This window comes from Paraoerskovia sediminicola, from assembly GCF_030296575.1.
Classification (GTDB): Bacteria; Actinomycetota; Actinomycetes; order Actinomycetales; family Cellulomonadaceae; genus Paraoerskovia; species Paraoerskovia sediminicola.
In genome coordinates this window covers 1,306,036-1,324,030 of record NZ_AP027729.1, presented here as the reverse complement: position 1 = coordinate 1,324,030, position 17,995 = coordinate 1,306,036, and the positions used below count along the sequence as shown (strand labels likewise).

General features: G+C 70.8%; 22 protein-coding genes. 13 read left to right on the top strand and 9 right to left on the bottom strand.

Annotated features, from left to right (window positions below; all coding sequences use genetic code 11):
* The first annotated feature begins 56 nt into the window (after window positions 1-56).
* The 4 genes from ptsP (at window position 57) to QUE47_RS06290 (ending at window position 4,138) form a co-directional block, all read left to right on the top strand.
* Window positions 57-1,766 (top strand): phosphoenolpyruvate--protein phosphotransferase, encoded by a 1,710-nt coding sequence (ptsP, locus tag QUE47_RS06305; RefSeq protein WP_286219057.1) that lies wholly within the window; start codon window positions 57-59, stop codon window positions 1,764-1,766.
* Between the two features lie 146 nt (window positions 1,767-1,912).
* A complete protein-coding gene (locus QUE47_RS06300; protein WP_286219056.1) occupies window positions 1,913-2,896 on the top strand; it encodes an aldo/keto reductase in 984 nt (327 codons plus the stop codon).
* Between the two features lie 65 nt (window positions 2,897-2,961).
* The gene (locus tag QUE47_RS06295) at window positions 2,962-3,522 is read left to right on the top strand and encodes a hypothetical protein (protein WP_286219055.1); all 561 of its coding nucleotides are present in this window, start codon (window positions 2,962-2,964) and stop codon (window positions 3,520-3,522) included.
* Window positions 3,523-3,592: 70 nt separating this feature from the next.
* Window positions 3,593-4,138 carry an aminoacyl-tRNA deacylase gene (locus QUE47_RS06290; RefSeq protein WP_286219054.1) on the top strand — a complete coding sequence of 182 codons (546 nt, stop codon included), beginning with the start codon at window positions 3,593-3,595 and terminating at the stop codon, window positions 4,136-4,138.
* Here QUE47_RS06290 and vapC read toward each other — a convergent pair.
* The 7 genes from vapC to QUE47_RS06255 form a co-directional block, all read right to left on the bottom strand.
* On the bottom strand, window positions 4,128-4,535 hold the full coding sequence (gene vapC / locus QUE47_RS06285; protein WP_286219053.1) for a type II toxin-antitoxin system tRNA(fMet)-specific endonuclease VapC: 408 nt from the start codon (window positions 4,533-4,535) through the stop codon (window positions 4,128-4,130). The genes QUE47_RS06290 and vapC overlap by 11 nt on opposite strands.
* Complete coding sequence (vapB, locus tag QUE47_RS06280; protein WP_286219052.1) at window positions 4,532-4,762, bottom strand: type II toxin-antitoxin system VapB family antitoxin; 231 nt, start codon at window positions 4,760-4,762, stop codon at window positions 4,532-4,534. Before vapB ends, vapC begins: the two co-directional genes overlap by 4 nt.
* Window positions 4,763-4,982: 220 nt before the next feature.
* Entirely contained in the window at window positions 4,983-5,948 is a 966-nt protein-coding gene (locus QUE47_RS06275) for an ABC transporter substrate-binding protein (protein ID WP_286219051.1), read from the bottom strand.
* A gap of 53 nt (window positions 5,949-6,001) precedes the next feature.
* The gene (locus QUE47_RS06270; protein WP_286219050.1) at window positions 6,002-6,742 is read right to left on the bottom strand and encodes an ABC transporter permease; all 741 of its coding nucleotides are present in this window, start codon (window positions 6,740-6,742) and stop codon (window positions 6,002-6,004) included.
* The gene (locus QUE47_RS06265) at window positions 6,739-7,473 is read right to left on the bottom strand and encodes an ABC transporter permease (protein WP_286219049.1); all 735 of its coding nucleotides are present in this window, start codon (window positions 7,471-7,473) and stop codon (window positions 6,739-6,741) included. Before QUE47_RS06265 ends, QUE47_RS06270 begins: the two co-directional genes overlap by 4 nt.
* The gene (locus QUE47_RS06260) at window positions 7,470-8,318 is read right to left on the bottom strand and encodes an ABC transporter ATP-binding protein (RefSeq protein WP_286219048.1); all 849 of its coding nucleotides are present in this window, start codon (window positions 8,316-8,318) and stop codon (window positions 7,470-7,472) included. The genes QUE47_RS06265 and QUE47_RS06260 overlap by 4 nt, the downstream gene beginning before the upstream one ends.
* A 109-nt stretch (window positions 8,319-8,427) precedes the next feature.
* Window positions 8,428-9,729, bottom strand: coding sequence for a dipeptidase (locus tag QUE47_RS06255; RefSeq protein WP_286219047.1), 1,302 nt, complete (start codon window positions 9,727-9,729; stop codon window positions 8,428-8,430).
* Window positions 9,730-9,796: 67 nt separating this feature from the next.
* Here QUE47_RS06255 and QUE47_RS06250 point away from each other — a divergent pair, with 67 nt between their 5' ends.
* Window positions 9,797-10,279 carry a P-loop nucleotide/nucleoside kinase family protein gene (locus QUE47_RS06250; RefSeq protein ID WP_286219046.1) on the top strand — a complete coding sequence of 161 codons (483 nt, stop codon included), beginning with the start codon at window positions 9,797-9,799 and terminating at the stop codon, window positions 10,277-10,279.
* A 173-nt stretch (window positions 10,280-10,452) separates the two neighbouring features.
* Here the strand turns inward: QUE47_RS06250 and QUE47_RS06245 are convergent, their stop codons facing one another.
* Window positions 10,453-10,743, bottom strand: coding sequence for a hypothetical protein (locus QUE47_RS06245; RefSeq protein WP_286219045.1), 291 nt, complete (start codon window positions 10,741-10,743; stop codon window positions 10,453-10,455).
* Here QUE47_RS06245 and QUE47_RS06240 point away from each other — a divergent pair.
* Genes QUE47_RS06240 through QUE47_RS06230 form a run of 3 tightly spaced genes read left to right on the top strand, consistent with a single transcriptional unit; the run spans window position 10,732 to window position 13,165 of the window.
* The gene (locus tag QUE47_RS06240; protein WP_286219044.1) at window positions 10,732-11,184 is read left to right on the top strand and encodes a glycoside hydrolase; all 453 of its coding nucleotides are present in this window, start codon (window positions 10,732-10,734) and stop codon (window positions 11,182-11,184) included. The two genes, QUE47_RS06245 and QUE47_RS06240, sit on opposite strands and share 12 nt — an antisense overlap.
* Entirely contained in the window at window positions 11,112-11,750 is a 639-nt protein-coding gene (locus tag QUE47_RS06235) for a glycoside hydrolase (protein WP_286219043.1), read from the top strand. Before QUE47_RS06240 ends, QUE47_RS06235 begins: the two co-directional genes overlap by 73 nt.
* Window positions 11,750-13,165: an RICIN domain-containing protein gene (locus tag QUE47_RS06230; RefSeq protein ID WP_286219042.1), complete on the top strand. Its 1,416-nt coding sequence runs from the start codon at window positions 11,750-11,752 to the stop codon at window positions 13,163-13,165. Before QUE47_RS06235 ends, QUE47_RS06230 begins: the two co-directional genes overlap by 1 nt.
* 126 nt (window positions 13,166-13,291) lie before the next feature.
* Here QUE47_RS06230 and QUE47_RS06225 read toward each other — a convergent pair whose 3' ends face one another.
* Complete coding sequence (locus QUE47_RS06225; RefSeq protein WP_286219041.1) at window positions 13,292-14,371, bottom strand: LacI family DNA-binding transcriptional regulator; 1,080 nt, start codon at window positions 14,369-14,371, stop codon at window positions 13,292-13,294.
* A 270-nt stretch (window positions 14,372-14,641) separates the two neighbouring features.
* Between QUE47_RS06225 and QUE47_RS06220 the strand changes: the two genes are divergently transcribed.
* The 5 genes from QUE47_RS06220 (at window position 14,642) to QUE47_RS06200 (ending at window position 17,977) form a co-directional block, all read left to right on the top strand.
* Window positions 14,642-15,964: an extracellular solute-binding protein gene (locus QUE47_RS06220; protein ID WP_286219040.1), complete on the top strand. Its 1,323-nt coding sequence runs from the start codon at window positions 14,642-14,644 to the stop codon at window positions 15,962-15,964.
* Between the two features lie 153 nt (window positions 15,965-16,117).
* Entirely contained in the window at window positions 16,118-16,822 is a 705-nt protein-coding gene (locus QUE47_RS06215; protein WP_286219039.1) for a carbohydrate ABC transporter permease, read from the top strand.
* Window positions 16,759-17,037, top strand: a complete 279-nt coding sequence (locus tag QUE47_RS06210) for a carbohydrate ABC transporter permease (RefSeq protein WP_286219038.1) — start codon at window positions 16,759-16,761, stop codon at window positions 17,035-17,037. Before QUE47_RS06215 ends, QUE47_RS06210 begins: the two co-directional genes overlap by 64 nt.
* Window positions 17,037-17,372 (top strand): hypothetical protein, encoded by a 336-nt coding sequence (locus QUE47_RS06205; RefSeq protein WP_286219037.1) that lies wholly within the window; start codon window positions 17,037-17,039, stop codon window positions 17,370-17,372. Before QUE47_RS06210 ends, QUE47_RS06205 begins: the two co-directional genes overlap by 1 nt.
* Window positions 17,369-17,977 carry a carbohydrate ABC transporter permease gene (locus QUE47_RS06200; RefSeq protein WP_286219036.1) on the top strand — a complete coding sequence of 203 codons (609 nt, stop codon included), beginning with the start codon at window positions 17,369-17,371 and terminating at the stop codon, window positions 17,975-17,977. The genes QUE47_RS06205 and QUE47_RS06200 overlap by 4 nt, the downstream gene beginning before the upstream one ends.
* Window positions 17,978-17,995: the final 18 nt, after the last annotated feature.

Below are 17,995 nucleotides of genomic sequence, written 5' to 3'. Positions count from 1 at the left end.
GAGCTCGCCGCGCTCCTGGCGCGCGACCTCGACGCGGAATGAGACGGGTGATCCCGATGACCGAGGCGAGCGAGACGAGTCCCGTGGGCGCGAGCGAGACCCGGGTCGGGGTCGGGGTCAGCCCCGGCACGGCGGTCGGGCCGGTGGTGCAGGTCGCGCCCCCGGTCCGGCCGCCGGCCGACGAGCCCGCCCCCGGCGACGTCGAGGCGGTGTCGGACGACGTCCGTGCGGCCTTCGCGTCGGTCGTCGCCGACCTGACGGCGCGGGCCGAGCACGCACCGGAGGAGGCGCGCCAGATCCTCAAGGCGACCGCCCTCATGGCCAAGGACAAGGCTCTGATCAAGGCCTCCGTGGCTCATGTCGCGGCAGGTCGCGGGCCGGCGACCGCGATCGCCGCGGCGGTCGACGAGTTCGCCGAGAAGTTCACCGCCCTCGGCGGCTACTTCGCGGAGCGGGTCACCGACCTGCGCGACGTGGGATCCCGGGCCGTGGCCGCGGTGCTGGGCGTGCCCGCGCCGGGCGTGCCGTCGTTCGACGTGCCGAGCGTCGTCGTCGCCGACGACCTCGCCCCCGCCGAGACCGCGACCCTCGACCGGGCCCTCGTCGTCGGGATCATCACCCAGGCCGGCGGGCGCACCAGCCACACCGCGATCCTCGCCGCGCAGATGGGCATCCCGGCCGTCGTGCAGCTCCCGGACGCCACCGCGATCCCGGCCGGGACCCGCGTGGCCCTCGACGGCGACAGCGGGTCCGTGACCCTCGACCCCGACGAGGCGCTGCTCGCCGAGCAGGACGCCCGGCGCGAGCGACGGGCCCAGGCGTTCGGGGCGTCGTCCGGCCCCGGTGCGACCCGCGACGGCCACCCGGTCGCGCTGCTCGCGAACATCGGTGGCGTCGACGACGCCGAACGGGCCGGTGCGCAGGACGTCGAGGGAGTCGGGCTGTTCCGCACCGAGTTCGTCTTCCTGTCGGCCGACCGTGAGCCCACGGTCGACGAGCAGGCCGAGATCTACCGTCGGGTGCTCGCCCCGTTCGGGGACCGGCGCGTGGTCGTGCGGACCCTCGACGCGGGCGCCGACAAGCCGCTCGCCTTCGCCGACCTCGGTCCGGAGGAGAACCCCGCCCTCGGACGCCGCGGCCTGCGGCTCTGCGAGGCGCGCCCCGCCCTGCTCGACGCGCAGCTCGAGGCGCTCGCCGTCGCCGCCCGCGACACCGGCGCCGACGTGCGCGTCATGGCGCCGATGGTCGCGACGGCCGACGAGGCGGCGTGGTTCGCCGAGCGGGTCCGCGCCCACGGTCTCCCGAAGGCGGGCGTCATGATCGAGGTACCGGCCGCCGCGCTGCGCTCGGCGCACGTGCTCGCCGAGGTCGACTTCGGCAGCCTCGGCACCAACGACCTCGCGCAGTACACGATGGCGGCCGACCGCATGGAAGGTGCGCTCTCGGACCTGCTCGACCCGTGGCAGCCCGCCGTCCTCGACGTCGTCGCCGCGGCCTGCGGTGGCGCCGAGCAGGTGGACCGCCCGATCGGGGTGTGCGGCGAGGCCGCGGGCGACCCGCTGCTCGCGCTCGTCCTCGTGGGCCTCGGCGTCGCGAGCCTGTCGATGGCGCCGAGCAAGGTCCCCGCGGTGCGCGTCGCCCTCGGGCTGCACAGGCTCGACGAGTGCCGGGCGCTCGCGGAGGCCGCGCGCGGCGCGCGCACCGCCGAGGACGCACGCGAGGCGGTGCGGGCGGCGGCGAGCGCGGAGCTGACGGAGCTGCTGTAGCGCCGGGCCTGCGGTCGGTCGGTCCGGTCGCAGGGCAGCTCGTCAGCCCGCCCGCCGGCCGGGTACTGCCAGGGTCTGCCTGACCGGTGCTCCGAGGCCTACGGTGGTCCACAGGCAACGGGCCTGGTTCACACGGAGGAGACGACATGCACACGCGCACGCTCGGCCAAGGGCTCGAGGTCTCGGCGATCGGCTTCGGGGCGATGGGGATGACCCAGTCCTACGGGCCGAACCCGGGCGACCGCAACGACATGATCGGCGTGATGCGGGGCGCGGTCGAGCGGGGCGTGACCCTGATCGACACCGCCGAGGCGTACGGCCCGTTCGTCAACGAGGAGCTCGTCGGCGAGGCGTTGGAGCCCGTCCGCGACCAGGTCGTGCTGGCCACGAAGTTCGGCTTCGACACGGAGTCCGACGACGGGGGCCTCGACAGCCGACCGGAGCACATCCGGGAGGTCGCGGAAGCCTCGCTGCGGCGTCTGCGCACCGACCGTATCGACCTCTTCTACCAGCACCGCGTCGACCCCGACGTGCCGATCGAGGACGTCGCGGGCACGGTCGGCGAGCTCGTCGCCGAGGGCAAGGTGGCCCACTTCGGCCTCTCGGAGGCTTCGGCGGCCACGATCCGCCGCGCCCACGCCGTCCACCCCGTCACCGCCGTCCAGAGCGAGTACTCGCTCTGGACCCGGGACCCCGAGCGCGAGGTGCTGCCGACGCTCGCGGAGCTCGGCATCGGGTTCGTCCCGTTCAGCCCGCTCGGCAAGGGGTTCCTCACCGGGAAGGTCGACCCGAGCACGACGTTCGCCGACGGCGACATCCGCTCGACGATCCCGAGGTTTAGCGAGCAGAACCGCTCGGCCAACCAGGCGATCGTCGACCACGTCCGCGCCCTCGCCGACGCGAAGGGCGTGACGCCGGGCCAGGTCGCCCTCGCGTGGCTCCTCGCGCAGCAGCCGTGGATCGTCCCGATCCCCGGCACGCGGCGGATCGAGCGCGTCGAGGAGAACGCCGCCTCGACGGCGGTACCGCTGTCGGCCGACGACCTCGCGGACCTCGCGGCGCTGCTCACTCGTATCGGCGTGCACGGCGATCGCTACGGCGAGATGCACATGGGCCTGGTCGACGGCTGACGGACCTGGACGCGGGCGTCAACCATCGGTTGACGACGAGCGTCAACCGATGGTTGACTCGCTGCATGGACGAGATCCAGCAGGCGCAGCAGGGGCTCGACGCGGCGCGACAGCGGCTCGCGGACGCGGTGCACGACGCGCGCGCCCAGGGCCGGACGTGGTCCGAGATCGGGGAGGCCCTGGGCATGAGCAAGCAGGCGGCGTACAAGAGGTTCGGCAAGCCGGTGGACCCGGCAACAGGAGAGCAGATCACCGCCCGCCGCACGGGCGACGTCGGGGCGATCACCGAGGAGGTCTTCCGGTGCGCGGCGAGCGGCGACCTCGACCGGCTCGAGGGACTCATGCACCCACGGACCGCCGAGGAGCTGCCGCAGGAGGTCGTCGCGGAGACGTGGCACCGCGTCCTCACCGAGGTGGGAGCGCTCGAGAGGTGCGAGGGGACGCGCGTGGAGACGCCCGACGGCACCGTCGTGGAGGACGAGGAGCCCCTCCTCGGCATCGCGGTGGGTGCGACCACCCTCGTCTGCGAGGCCGGCACGCTGCTCGGGCGGGTGGCGGTCGACCAGGACCTCAGGGTCGTCGGGATCCTCATCGTCCCGCCCGACCATGGGCCGCTGCCCTTCTGACCGGGGTCGCTCCGGCCTGGCCGCCGCCCCGAGGGGTGGTGGCCAGGCGTCGCGTCCTAGGGTGCAGTCCATGAGCACCGACGACCTGCCCGGGCAGCCCGAGGAGCCCCACCGCCCTGACCGTGCGCTCGCGGACGCCGCCGCGCGCGGCCTCGAGGTCGAGCTCGTCGATATCGCCGCGTTGCGCGGCTCTGCGGTGCCCGGCCCCGGCACGAGCACCGGCGAAGCCGACGCGTGGCTCGGCGTCAAGACGCTCGTGGTCCGGGTCCGCGACGGCGAGTACCTGCTCGCCCTCGTGCCGATCGACCGGGTCCTCTCCTGGAAGCGGCTGCGCACCGTCGTCGGCGTCAACCGCCTCCACAAGCCCGCCGCGGACGTGGCGCTCGCGGCCACCGGGTACGAGAGCGGCACGATCACCCCGCTCGGCGCCCAGGGTGGCTGGCCCGTGGTGGCGGACGAGCGCCTCGCGGGCCGGGTCGTGATGCTCGGCTCCGGGGTGCGCGGGACGGGTGCCCGCGTCGACGGCGACGCCCTGCTCGCCGCCTACGGAGCGACGGTGGCCGACGTGTCGGACGCGCCGCCGTCCGACGAGGGGCAGGGGCGGATCAGCAGCTGAGCCAGTCCTCGACTTCGAGTCCTGGCACTCGCGAGAACTCCCGGACGTTGTTCGTCACCATGACCAGGCCGAGCGACCGTGCGTGACCGGCGAGGAGCGTGTCGTACGGCCCGATCGGCTCTCCCCGGTCGGCGAGGACCGCACGGACCCGGCCGGCATGCATCGCTGCGGTCGAGTCGAACGGTACGACCTCCACAAGGCTCAGCAGCTCGTCGACCGCCTGACGGTTCTGCTCGGCGTGCCGGGAGCGCTCGATCCCGTAGTCCAGCTCTGCCTCGCTGATCGTCGAGACCGCGATGCGTCCCTCGGCCGCGCGGAGCCTCGGACGGGCCGCATCGGCGCGTCTGCGCAGGAGCGCGATGAGGATGTTGGTGTCGAGCAGGTAGAGCGTCGTCACAGAGCCGCGCGCTCTTCGGCGACGCCCTGGTCGCGGTCGACGAGAAAGTCGTCGGCGGCGAACGGGCCGTGCTCGAACCAGCCGTCCCACGACGAACCGACCGGCTCGATCACGCGCGAGCGGCCGACCGCGCGGACGTTGACCTCGCGGGTGCCGTCGGGCAGGGCGAGCGCCTTGGGCAGGCGCACCGCCTGCGTGCGGTTGTTGAGAAACACTGTGGTTCTCATCTTCGCTCCTCATGTATATGCCTGAAGTATATACGTGAAGACCGCGAGCCGGGCACCGCGCCGCGGCACCGACGAAGGTGCTCGACCTCGTGGACCAGGGATGGGACGACGTGGTGCTGACCCCCGAGACCGCCGCCCGTGTGGACGGGTTCGAGCCGCCGTCCGCCGACGAGGGCCCGCTGCGGGTGATCTCGGCGGGGTCAGTCCGCGGAGCCGGTCGTCAGCCCAGCATGCCCTTCTCGGTGAGCCAGTCGGTCGCCGCCTGCGTGGCGGTCGCCTTCTCGTCGCCCTCGACCCGGTCGCGCAGCGCGATCAGGTCGTCGGTCGTCAGCTCGGCGGAGATCGCGTTCAGCGTCGACTCCAGGTCCTCGGAGTACACGCTCGACGCGAGGAGCGGGATGATGTTCTGCGACGAGATGAGGTTCTCCGGGTCCTCGAGCACGACGAGGCCCTCGTTCTTGATCGCCGGCGACGTCGTGTAGATGTCGGCCACCTGGACCGTGTCGTCCACGAGGGCCGCGACCGTGTCGGGCCCACCGAAGTCCTCGATCGGGACGAACTCGACGTCACCCGCGTTCTCCCCGACGCCGTACGTGTCCTTGAGGCCCGGGACCCCGTAGCCGAGCTCCGCGAACTGCGGGTTGGCGCCGAGCTTGAACGGCACGAGGGCGGACAGGTCACCGATCGCCGTCAGCCCGTTCTCGTCAGCGGTCTCCTGGGTGACGACGTACGCGTCCTTGTCCTCGGCCTCTGCCGAGTCGAGCACCTGGAGGTCGTCGGCCGCGACGGCGTCGACCAGCGCGGCGTCGACGTCCTCGGTGGTGCGCTCCTCGTACTCGGTGTCGTAGTACGCCAGCAGGTTGCCGTTGTACTCGGGCATGAGGTTGATCGAGCCGTCCTGCAGCGCCGGGATGGTCTGCTGGCGGGGGCCGATGTTGAACTTCGTCTCGACGTCCAGGCCTGCCTCGGTGAGCGCCTGGGCGTATATCTCGCCGAGGATCTGGCTCTCGGGGAACGCGAACGACCCGACGACCACGGTCTCGGACGACGCGCTCGTCTCGCCGCCGTCGCCCTCCTCGGGTGCCGGTCCGGTCGGGTCGGCGTTCGAGCATGCCGCCAGGGCCAGGATCGCCGACGCGCCGACAGCGGTCGCCGCGAGGCGGCGGTTCCTCAGGGTGGTGAACACGGTGTCCCTCTCGGTTGGATGAGTGTGTGCTTGAAAGGTCTGTGCTGCCGGGTCTATTCCGGACCGACCGCCGCCACGGATGCATCGGCGCCGGATCGTGCCCCCGCCTCGAACCGGGTGGCGGTGAGCTTCTGGACGATCGCGAACAGCCCGTCCACGACCAGCGCGAGCGCGGTCACCAGCAGGGCTCCCGCGAGGATCACGGTGAAGTCGTTGAGCGCGATGCCGGACGTGATGACGCGTCCCAGCCCGCCGAGCCCCGCGAACGAGGCGATGGTCGCCGTCGCGATCACCTGCAGGACGGCGGCGCGCAGGCCGCCGATGATCAGCGGCAGGGCCAGCGGGATCTCGACGCGGAACAGGATCTGCATCTCGGTCATGCCGTTGGCCCGCGCCGCGTCGATCGTCTGCCGGTCGACCGACTCCAGGCCCGAGTAGGCACCCGCGAGGATCGACGGGATCGCGAGCAGGGTCAGGGCGATCAGGGAGCCGACGGTCGCCGCCACGAGGAACGGGAGCTGGTAGCCCGCCACCATGGTGATGAAGAAGAGCACGCCGAGCGCCGGCAGCGCGCGCATCGCGCCCGTGACGCCGATGACGGTCTGTCTCCAGCGTCCCGTGTGGCCGATGTAGAAGCCGAGCGGCAGGGCGATCAGGGCCGCGGCGCCCGCGGAGATCGCCGTGTACTCGAGGTGCTCGACCAGCCGGTCACCGAGGGGGAGCGGGCTCGTGGCACCCGCGGCCCAGCTCGCGGGGTCGAAGATGTACCGGAGCGCGTCGAGGACGAAGTTCATCGCTGCTGCTCCCCGTACGTGGCGACGACCGGGTCCTCGCGGAGGGCTTCGTCGTCCGACCCTTGTGAGCTCGACCCGCGTGAGCCGGACCGCTTCGCGTCGGACCTGGTCCAGGGGAGAGTGAGACGGCCGAGGAGCACGATGATCAGGTCGAAGACGAGGGCGATGAGGAGGCTCGCCACGATCCCCGTGCCCACCTCGGCGAGGATGTCGCGCTGCTTGCCGTCCTGGAACAGGTAGCCGAGGTTGCGCGAGCCGATGATGATGCCCACGGACACCAGGGCGATCGTGCTCACCGACACGACGCGGATACCCGCCAGCAGCACCGGGCCGGCGAGCGGGAGCTCGACGCGCCAGAACCGGGCCCAGGCGGAGTAGCCCATGGCGTCGGCGGCCTGGAGCACCGTCGCGTCGACCGAGCCGAGAGCGTCGGTCGCTGAGCGCATCATCAGGGCGACGCCGTAGATCAGGAGCGCCACGACGAGGTTCGTCTCGTCGAGCACCCGGGTGCCGATGATCACCGGCAGGATCACGAAGAGGGGGAGCGAGGGGATCGTGTAGAGCAGGCTGCCCGTGGTCACGACGATCGCGCGCGACGTCTTGTTGCGGTTGGCGATCCAGCCGAGGGGGATCGCGAGCACGAACGCGAGCACGATCGGCACGATCGACAGCCTGATGTGGTGGAGCGTCAGCTCCCAGACCAGGTCGAGGTTGTCGAGCGCCCAGCTCATCGTGTGGGCCCGCGCTCGTCGAGCACGCCGGCGACGCGACCGTCGCCGTCGACGAGCACCTGGGGACCGCCTGCGGGCCCGCCGTCCTCGGTGCTGTCCCGGACCCGCAGCCGCCGCCGTCCGCGGTCGGCCCCGATGAAGGTCTCCACGAACTCGTCGGCCGGGTTCGCGAGGATCTCCGCCGGGGTGCCCTGCTGCGCGATCCTGCCGCCCTTGCGGAAGATCACCACCTGGTCGGCGAGCGCGAACGCCTCGTCGATGTCGTGGGTCACGAACACGATCGTCTTGCCGAGCTCCTTCTGGAGCCTGGTGAGCTCGGCCTGGAGGTCGGCACGCACGATCGGGTCGACGGCGCCGAACGGCTCGTCCATGAGCAGGATGTTCGGGTCGCTGGCCAGGGCGCGGGCGACGCCGACGCGCTGCTGCTGACCCCCGGAGAGCTGGCGTGGGTAGCGCGCGCCCAGCGAGCGGTCGAGGCCCACCTTGTCGAGCAGGCCGAGCGCGGCCTCGCGGGCGTCCTTCTTGGGGGTGCCGTTGAGCATCGGGACGGTCGCGACGTTGTCGACGACCCGGCGGTGCGGCAGGAGGCCCGCGGCCTGCAGCACGTAGCCGATGCTGCGCCGCAGGCCGACCTTGTCCTGACCGGAGACGTCCACGTCGTCGATGAGGATCTGCCCGGAGGTCGGCTCGACCATCCGGTTGATCATCCGCAGGATCGTCGTCTTGCCGCAGCCGGACGACCCGACGAGCACGGTCGTCTCGTGCGACGGCATGGTCAGGCTGAAGTCGTCGACGGCCACCGTGCCGTCGGGGAACTTCTTGGTCACCGAGCGGAACTCGATCATCGCGGGCGGGCGTCCTTCGCGTCGGCGGGAGCATCCGCAGGACCGCGAACACACTGGTCAGGTCCGACAGAGGCCGGGTTGTGATCGCACCACGGTCCGGGGACCGACGCTACTCGGGAGCGGAACTCGGCGACCCGTCGAGGTCCGCGAACGTCCGGACGCTCGGCCCTCGCTCCGCGGCGACGCGCCGAGCCACCTCCTCGGCCTCGCGCAGCACCCGCAGCACGTTCCCGCTCGCCAGCTTCCCGAGGTCCTCGTCCGACCAGCCGCGCTCGGCGAGCGCCACGAGCAGGTTCGGGTAGCCCGAGACGTCCTCGAGCCCCGGCGCGAACCCGCTCGCACCGTCGTAGTCGCCGCCGAGACCGACGTGGTCGATTCCCGCGACCTCCCGGACGTGCTCGACGTGCGCGACGACGTCCGACAGCGTGGTCGCCGGGGACGGGTGCTCGGGCACCCAGCCGGCCAGGAACTCCTGGAACCGGCCCACGTCCGTCGACGCGACGCCCTCCCGTGCGGCGGCGCTCGCGGCCTCCGTGTTCCACTCGGCGACGGCGGGCGTCACGAACTTCGGGACGAACGTCACCATGCACACACCGCCGTTCTCGGGCAGGCGCGACAGGACGTCGTCGGGCACGTCCCGCGGGACGTCGCACACGGCGCGGGCCGAGCTGTGGGAGAAGATCACCGGCGCCTCGGTGATGTCGAGCGCCGCCCGCATCGTCCCGGCCGACACGTGGGACAGGTCCACGAGCATCCCGAGCCGGTTCATCTCGCGCACGACCTCGCGCCCGAAGGCGGAGAGCCCGCCGTGGTCGGACGGCGCATCGGTCGCCGAGTCCGCCCACGGCACGTTGTCGTTGTGCGTGAGCGTCATATAGCGGACACCGAGCTCGTACAGCGACCGCAGGGCGCCGAGCGAGCAGTCGATGGAGTGGCCGCCCTCGGCGCCCATGAGGCTCGCGATGCGCCCGCTCGCCCAGGCCGCCTCGACGTCGTCCGCAGTCAGGGCGAGCGCGAGGTCGTCGGGGAAACGGGCGACGAGGTTCTTCACGAAGTCGATCTGCTCGAGGGTCGCGGTCACCGCGGTGCCGCCGGTACCGCGTGTACCGGAGAGCTGGGCCGGGACGTACACGGACCAGAACTGGGCCCCGACGCCGCCCGCCCGCAGCCGCGGGAGGTCGGTGTGCGTGCGGTCGCCGGTGCCGGCGGCGAGGTCGAGGCCGCCACTGCTCCCGCCGCTGCTGCCGTGCGCTCCGCGCCCGTCGAGGTCGTACGCGACCAGTTTGCGCGCCGCCCAGGGGAGGTCGTTGTGGCCGTCCCACACGGGGTGGTCGGCGAGCAGCGCCCGGACTCGGGCGCGCACGGCAGGGTCCACGGGCTCGGTCGGGGAGGTCGAGGTCTCGGCGGTCATGCCAGCGACGATACGACCCGTGCGCCGTCCACCGCCGACTCCGGACCCGTGCGGCTAGCGTTGGTCCATGGCACGCGTGGTGATGATGTGCGGGCCCTCCGGGTCGGGCAAGTCCGTGGTCGCGCGAGGGCTCGAGGCCGACGGCTGGGTGCGGCTCTCCGTCGACGTCGAGGTCTGGGCCCGGGGCATCCGCGAGCAGCCGGTCGCGCCGGCGGTGGCCGACGACGTGGACGCCGTCCTGCGGGCCCGTCTCCTCGACCTCGTCGCCCGCGGGCGCGACGTAGTCCTCGACTACTCGTTCTGGGCACGCTCCACGCGCGACGAGTACCGGGAGCTGCTGCGACCGCTCGGCGTCGAGCCCGAGACCTGGTACGTCGAGACACCGCGGGACGTGGCGATCGCGCGGGTCGCCGCCCGGCGGGCGACAGGGCCGGACGACGTGGTGCTCACCCCCGACATCGCGGCAGCGCACGTCGACGGCTTCGAACCGCCGACGCCGGACGAGGGGCCGCTGCGGGTGATCCCGGGCGACCTGCCGCCGGTCGACTGAGGCCTTTGCCCGTCCCGCTTGGCCCCTTGTTTCAGCATGTTACATGCGGTCGCCCGCCAGCCGCTTCGCTGGAACGCAGACCTCGAGAGGCCTTGACAGGGCACGATTCGCATTGTTTGGTGGGGACCGGTCGCGCTGAGAAACAATGTTTCAGTTGTTACAGCACGACTCGGTCAGTTGCGCACGCGGCCCGCGCCGCGGCGCAGCAGATGGATGACGACGGGACTCACCGACGAGTTCCGGCTCACCGATCCACCACGAAGGAGCACGATGATGTGCGACAGATCGACCTGTACCTGCCGGGCCTCCCGCCCGACCCGACTCGGGGCCAGAATCGGCACCCGCTCCCGGCGATCAGCCACCTTGCTCGCCGCCACGGCGATGGTCGCGGCGAGCGCCGTCGTCGTCCCCGCGACCGGGGCGGCAGCGGCGACGGGCCCGGACGTGTCCGCGTGGGTGACCACCCCGACCGGTCCCAGCTGCTCGAACCGCAGGCGACCACGACGTTCAGCTCGACGGCGGCGACGCCGGGCCAGACGATCACCGTCGATTCCGACCAGACGTTCCAGACGGTCGACAGGTTCGGTGCCTCGATCACCGACTCGTCCGCCCACCTGCTCTACGACCTGCCGGCCGCGCAGCGTGACGAGGTCATGAGGTCGGTCTTCGATCCCGAGGAAGGGATCGGGATGAGCATCCTGCGCCAGCCCATCGGTGCGTCCGACTTCGTGGAGGGGCCGCACTACACGTACAACGACCTCCCCGCGGGGAGACCGACTACGACCAGTCGAGCTTCAGCATCGCCCACGACGAAGCCCAGATCATCCCGCTGGTGCAGCAGGCGCTGGAGATCAACCCCGATCTCAAGGTGCTCGCGTCGCCGTGGGGGCAGCCCGCGTGGATGAAGGCGAACGGCTCGATCGTCGGTGGTCGCCTCATCGACGACCCGGCGATCTTCGAGTCCTACGCCCTGTACCTGACGAAGTTCGTCCAGGCGTACGAGGACGCGGGGATCCCGGTCTACGCGCTCACCGTGCAGAACGAGCCGCAGAACCGCACGCCTGACGCTTACCCCGGCACGGACATGCCGGTCGCTCACGAGGCTGCCGTCATCAACGAGCTCGGCCCCATGCTGCAGGACGCCGGTCTCGGCGACGTCCAGATCATCGGGTTCGACCACAACTGGGCGCAGCACCCTGACGACGCCGCGGATGCGACGTCCCTCGGGCTGCCTGCCGAGCCCGACTACGCCGCCGACCTGCTCCGCTCCTCCGCCGCACAGTGGATCGCGGGCACCGGCTACCACTGCTACTTCGGGGATCCTCGGCGCAGACGGAGCTGCGTGACGAGTTCCCGGACAAGGGGATCTGGTTCACGGAGTGCTCCGGATGGCACGGTGCGGACGACGCCCCGGCCAGGGTCTTCTCGGACACCCTCAAGTGGCACGCGAAGAACCTCGAGGTCGGGGTGATGCGCAACTGGTCCAAGACGATGATCAACTGGAACCTCGCCCTCGACAGCAGCGGTGGCCCCGTCAACGGCGGGTGCGGCGAGGACCCCAAGGGCATGTGCTCGGGTGTGCTGACGATCGACGGCACCTCGGTGAGCAAGAACGCCGAGTACTACGCGCTCGGACACCTCAGCAAGTTCGTCAGCCCTGGCGCGGTGCGCGTCGCGTCGAACAACGCCGGAGACCTGCACAACGTCGCCTTCAAGAACCCCGACGGGACCGTCGCGCTCTACGTCACGAACGTCGGCGGCGGCACGCAGACGTTCGGCGTCTCCTGGAACGGCAAGCGGGTCGGCTACACCGTCGCCCCCGGCGCGGTCGCTACCCTCACCTGGCCGTCCACGGGCGGCAGCACCAGCGACACCCAGGCGCCGTCGGCGCCTGCGGGTCTGACGGCGTCCGGCACCTCGACGAGCGCTACGAACCTCTCGTGGAACGCGTCGAACGACGACGTCGGGGTGACCGGCTACGTGGTGCGACGCGACGGGACCCAGGTCGCTACGCCGTCGGGCACGAGCTTCCGTGACAGCGGCCTGAGCGCCGACACCGAGTACAGCTACACGGTGGCCGCGCGGGATGCGGCCGGCAACGAGTCCGCGAGGTCGTCGGTGCTGACGGTTCGTACCGACGCGCCCGACACCCAGGCGCCGTCGGCGCCTGCGGGTCTGACGGCGTCCGGCACCTCGACGAGCGGTACGAACCTCTCGTGGAGCGCGTCGAGCGACGACGTCGGGGTGACCGGCTACGTGGTGCGACGCGACGGGACCCAGGTCGCTACGCCGTCGGGCACGAGCTTCCGTGACAGCGGCCTGAGCGCCGACACCGAGTACAGCTACACGGTGGCCGCGCGGGATGCGGCCGGCAACGAGTCCGCGGCGTCGTCACCGCTCGTGGTGCGGACCTCGCAGGCGCCCGAGCCGGGAGGGCCGATCGACCAGACCGCCTGGTACCAGGTGATCAACGCGAACTCCGGCAAGTGCCTCGACGACGCCGACTGGTCGACGTCGAACGGTGCGCGCCTGCAGCAGTGGGGCTGCAACACCCCCGTCGCGGACAACCAGCAGTGGCAGTTCCGGGCGACGAGCGACGGCTACTACCAGGTCGTCAACCGCCACGCGGAGTCGCTCGTGTGGGACGTGGCCGGAGGCTCGGGTGCCACTGGCAACGGCACCGACGTCCACCTCTGGGAGTACGCCGGCGGCGTGAACCAGCAGTGGATGCCGACGGAACAGGCTGACGGGACGTACACGTTCGTCGCCCGCCACAGCGGCAAGTGCCTCGACGTGCGGGACGTCTCGACGTCGAACGGCGCCGGGCTCCAGCAGTGGGCGTGCACGGGAGGGCCGGCACAGGCCTTCAGCATCGTCGAGCAGTAGCTCGACGCTCAGCTCGTCAGGCGGGGTCGCCCGCCGGTCCGTCCGGATCGGTGGGCGGCCCCGCCGCGCCGTGGGCCACGGACACGTCGCGAGTCGCCCACAGGCCACGGTGCGACGGACGGACGGTCAGCGCAGAGCGCTGTCCCCTTCCAATGCCTCGTCTCCTCGCCGGGCCTCGGGCACCGAGCCGGCGGGCGGCGCGCTCGATGCGCGGACGACGAGCTCGGGGCGCAGGAGGACCGACCGTCCTGGCTCCTGGTTGTTCTCGCTCTCGACGGCCTCGGCGAGCGCGAGCGCCGCCATGCGGGCGATGGGCTGGCGGACCGTGGTCAGCGGCGGGTCGTAGAGGTCGGCGAGGACGATGTCGTCGAACCCGACCACGGAGACGTCCTTCCCGACGGTGAGCCCGAGGTCGCGGAGGCCGCGGCAGCAGCCCAGGGCCGTCATGTCGTTGACGGCGACGATCCCCGTCGGTGCCTCGCCGTTGCCGGAGAAGAGCTCGCGGGCGGCCTCGCGTCCGACCTGCGCGGCCTCGAAGTCGCCGAAGGGCGTGTCTCCCATGGGGGCCCACGTCGGCATCGCTGCCGGGTCGATCCCCGCTTCCTCGAGTGCGGTGCAGTAGCCCCGGAACCGGCCGACGCGGTTGAGCGAGCCGAGCGACCCGGACACGAAGGCCACCTGCTCGTGCCCCAGCGCTGTGAGGTGGGACGTCGCGAGGAACCCGCCGACGTGGTTGTTGATGCTGATCGAGACGACGGACTCGGGGTCCGCGGCCTGCGCGGGCCGGTCGAAGGTGACGAGGCGCAGCCCCCGCGCGATGAGGTCCGCGAGGTGGTCCAGCGAGGGCAGTGACGAGCACAGCACGATGCCCTGGACGCCGTCCTCCCAGAGCTCCTCGACGTAGCGGCGCTCGCGCTCGGCGTTGCGCTCGCTGTTGCACAGCAGGACGTTGCAGCCGATCTCGAGAGCGGCGACCTCGAGCTCTCGGGCGAACGACCCCCAGAAGGGGTTGCCGACCGACGGGACGATGAGTCCGATCGTCTGAGTACGGCCGGTGCGGAGCTGGCGTGCCGCGCGATTGGGCCGGTAGCCGAGCTCGGCGATAGCGTGGTCGATGCGCTGCCGGGTTGCCGGGACCATCTTGCTGGTACGCCCGTTGAGCAGGTTGGAGACGGTGCTCGGCGAGACGCCGGCGGCCTTGGCCACTTGCTGGATCGTTACGCGCGGCACTGCGCCTCCATCATTCGTCGTCGGCATCGCCTCAGTGCGATCCGGTGCATCGATACATCACCTTACCCGGCGCGCAACGGTTCGACAATCGTTGATCCCACGTCACGTTTCGGCAACGCCGCCACATCGGGTGTTGACGTGCGGAGAATCTGTGCCTAGTTTGGTGCATCGTTACACCGGCAAGCACCGCCCACCGAACGGGCACTCGGCACCGTCGCCATCCGCACTACCTGCGAAGGATCAACGATGATCAGGAATCGACTATCCACCCGGACGCTCGGCGCGCTCAGCGCCGCGACCGTCCTCGCCGTGGGCCTGACGGCCTGCAGCTCGGGCGCGGACTCCGCCTCCGGCACCGATGACGCTGCATCTGCCGACCCGGCAGACGTCAGCGGCGACATCACGCTCCTCACCCCGATCTTCGAGGGCACCGCCGGCCAGAAGCTCCTCGAGGACGAGCTGCTCCCGCAGTTCTACGAGGACTACCCCGACGTCACGGTCGCCGTGGACTACACGACCTACGGCAACCTCAACGAGAAGCTCACCACCGCAGCCGTCTCCGGCGCCGTCCCCGACGTCATGCTCATGGGCGTCGGCTGGATCGAGGGCTTCGCCGAGCGCGGCCTGCTCGCCGACCAGTCCGACCTCGGCTACACCGAGGAGAAGCTGCTCGACACCTACACCGAGGAGATCGCCGGCGCCGGGACCTGGGACGGTGGCGTCTACGCCGTGCCGATCATGCTCGACACCCGCTTCGGGGTCGCGAACATGGACATGCTCAACGAGGCCGGGTACGACGCACCGCCGAGCTCGTGGGACGAGCTCGTCGAGATCGCCGAGGCCACGACGGTCCGTGACGACAAGGGCACCCTCGAGACCGCAGGCTTCGACATGCTGTCGCTCGACGCTCGTCAGGCCTTCGAGACGATGATGTTCTCCTCGGGCGCCTCGCTCTTCAACGACGACTACACCGAGGCCGCGTTCAACTCGCCCGAGGGCGTCTCGGCGCTCCAGCTCATGACCGACCTCGTCAACGAGTACGAGGTCGAGGACATCGGCTACTCGTCGCCCGACGAGGCGGTGAACCCGCTGCTCAACGGCCGCGCCGCCATGGGCATCGCGCACAACAACCTCTGGACCCAGGGTCTCGAGGCCGCCCCGGAGATGCTCGAGAAGCTCGAGCCGTTCGTGATCCAGGGCGAGGCCCCGGGCATGTTCTTCGGCGGCACGCTCGCCACCCGGTCCGCGACCTCCAAGAGCCCTGAGGCAGCGCAGGCCCTCCTCGAGTTCCTGGCCAGCCCCGGCCCGGCGCTCGCGGCCAACGAGCAGCGCGGCAACGTCCCGGCGCTCACCGAGCTGCTGGACTCCGAGTACGTCGAGGCCAACCGGTTCGTCCAGTTCGCCATGGAGAACCTCGAGGTCGCGCAGCGTGAGGGTGGCCCGCCGGAGTGGCTCGAGGTCCGTGGCGACTTCGCGCCGGCCGTCGAGTCTGCCCTCCTCGAGCAGAAGACGCCGCAGGAGGCGCTCGACGACCTCGCCGGCCTCGTGCAGACGGCAATCGACCGCTAGTCCTCACCACGCAGGTGTGCCCGGGCCGCGACGGCCCGGGCACACCGCTAGAGCGAAGTAGGAGCCATGACAAGCACCGAGATTCCCGCGGGAGCTGGGTCGTCAGTCGGCGGCAGTGACAGGACGGGCGAGAGCGCACCTGCCGGCACGTCCGTGACGACGAACCCGTTCTCACGCCAGGAGCAGGACCTCAGCGCCCGCAAGTACTCGCGCGCAGACCGCAAGCTGCGCCGCACCGGATGGCTGATGGTGCTGCCGTCGCTGCTGCACATCGGGCTGTGGACCGCGATCCCGGTCGTGGTGACGTTCTATCTTGCCTTCACGAACTACAACGTCTTCTCCGCCCCGACGTGGGTGGGCATCGACAACTTCGTCGAGATCGCCCAGGACCCGGTGTTCCGGAAGGCGACGTGGAACACGGTCGTCTACACGTTCTGGACCGTGCCCGTCTCCATGGGCATCGCGCTCGTGATCGCGGTCGCCCTGAACCAGGGGCTCAGGTTCCAGAAGTGGTACCGCACGGCCTTCTTCCTCCCGCAGGTCACGGCGACCGTCGCGATCGCGATGGTCTGGCTGTGGATCTTCAACCCGCAGCAGGGTCTGCTCAACGCCTTCCTCGGCATGTTCGGGATCCCCGGTCAGGTCTGGCTCGCCGACCCGCAGTGGGCGCTGTGGTCGGTGATCCTCGTCGGCGCGTGGCAGGGCATCGGCATCAAGATGCTCATCTACATCGCCGCCCTGCAGAACGTCGACGAGTCCTCTACGAGGCCGCCTCGGTCGACGGCGCCTCCACCGTGCGCAAGTTCTTCGCGATCACGGTCCCGATGCTCAAGCCCGCGACGTTCTTCGTCCTCGTGATCTCGATCATCAACGCCTTCCAGGTGTTCGACCAGATCTACGTGCTCACCGACGGTGGACCCGCCAACGCGACCACGATGATGACCTACGAGGTCTACCGGTCGGCCTTCCAGGAGTTCCGCATGGGTATGGCCGCCGCTCAGTCCGTCGTGCTGTTCGCCTTCCTGCTCGTCATGACGCTCGCCGGCCGGCGTGCCACCCGAGAGGAAAGCTGATGTCCTTCACAGACTCCCGTCCCGGCAAGGCGACTCGCGAGGCGATCGTCGGCCCGGCGCCCAAGCGGTCCCACATGCCCTCGGCCCGCCGACGGAACAAGATCATCCTGCACGTCCTGCTGTTCGTGGGCGCGTTCACGATGATCATCCCGTTCGTCTGGATGATCTTCACCTCGGTGAAGTCGCCCGCCGAGCTCGCGCAGAACCCCCGACGTTCTTCCCGCTGGAGTGGCACTGGTCGAACTACGCGGAGGCGCTCGACGCCGCCCCGTTCCACCTGTACTTCCGCAACAGCTTCATCATCGCGACCGGGCACACGCTCATCACGCTGGTGATCGGTTCGATGGCGGGCTACGCGCTCGCTCGCATCCGGTTCCGCGGCCGGGAGATCGTCTTCATCACGCTCGTCGCGATGCTGATGATCCCCACCTACACGAAGATCGTCCCGCAGTTCCTCATCGTGAAGTTCATGCCGCTGTTCGGCGGCAACGACATCACCGGGCAGGGCGGCACGGGCTGGCTCGACACCTGGTGGGCCCTGCTGATCCCGGGTGGCCTGAGTGCGGCGTCGATCTTCCTGTTCCGGCAGTTCTTCCTCTCGCTCCCCAAGGAGCTGGAGGAGGCGGCGCGCATCGACGGGCTCGGTGAGTTCCGGATCTTCGCGCAGATCTACACGCCGCTGATCAAGCCGGCGATCGCGACCGTGGGGCTCCTGACCTTCCAGGAGAGCTGGAACAACTTCCTGTGGCCGCTCCTGGTCACGACCAGCGACGACCTGCGCGTCATCCAGGTCGGGCTGGCGGTCTTCCAGCAGCTCGACGGAACGAAGTGGCACTACCTGATGGCCGGGACGACGCTCGCGACCGTCCCGATGGTCCTGCTCTTCATCGTCGCGCAGAAGTACTTCATCCAGGGGTTCACGCAGTCGGGCATCAAGTAGGTCGTCCGCGCGCCCCAC

What these genes read in the sequence shown, in the direction of transcription:
- ptsP (WP_286219057.1), top strand. Translation starts at nt 57, where the DNA reads ATGACCGAGGCGAGCGAGACGAGTCCCGTGGGCGCGAGCGAGACCCGG.
- QUE47_RS06300 (WP_286219056.1), top strand. Translation starts at nt 1,913, where the DNA reads ATGCACACGCGCACGCTCGGCCAAGGGCTCGAGGTCTCGGCGATCGGC.
- QUE47_RS06295 (WP_286219055.1), top strand. Translation starts at nt 2,962, where the DNA reads ATGGACGAGATCCAGCAGGCGCAGCAGGGGCTCGACGCGGCGCGACAG.
- QUE47_RS06290 (WP_286219054.1), top strand. Translation starts at nt 3,593, where the DNA reads ATGAGCACCGACGACCTGCCCGGGCAGCCCGAGGAGCCCCACCGCCCT.
- vapB (WP_286219052.1), bottom strand. Translation starts at nt 4,762, where the DNA reads ATGAGAACCACAGTGTTTCTCAACAACCGCACGCAGGCGGTGCGCCTG.
- QUE47_RS06270 (WP_286219050.1), bottom strand. Translation starts at nt 6,742, where the DNA reads ATGAACTTCGTCCTCGACGCGCTCCGGTACATCTTCGACCCCGCGAGC.
- QUE47_RS06265 (WP_286219049.1), bottom strand. Translation starts at nt 7,473, where the DNA reads ATGAGCTGGGCGCTCGACAACCTCGACCTGGTCTGGGAGCTGACGCTC.
- QUE47_RS06260 (WP_286219048.1), bottom strand. Translation starts at nt 8,318, where the DNA reads ATGATCGAGTTCCGCTCGGTGACCAAGAAGTTCCCCGACGGCACGGTG.
- QUE47_RS06255 (WP_286219047.1), bottom strand. Translation starts at nt 9,729, where the DNA reads ATGACCGCCGAGACCTCGACCTCCCCGACCGAGCCCGTGGACCCTGCC.
- QUE47_RS06250 (WP_286219046.1), top strand. Translation starts at nt 9,797, where the DNA reads ATGGCACGCGTGGTGATGATGTGCGGGCCCTCCGGGTCGGGCAAGTCC.
- QUE47_RS06230 (WP_286219042.1), top strand. Translation starts at nt 11,750, where the DNA reads ATGCGCAACTGGTCCAAGACGATGATCAACTGGAACCTCGCCCTCGAC.
- QUE47_RS06220 (WP_286219040.1), top strand. Translation starts at nt 14,642, where the DNA reads ATGATCAGGAATCGACTATCCACCCGGACGCTCGGCGCGCTCAGCGCC.
- QUE47_RS06205 (WP_286219037.1), top strand. Translation starts at nt 17,037, where the DNA reads ATGTCCTTCACAGACTCCCGTCCCGGCAAGGCGACTCGCGAGGCGATC.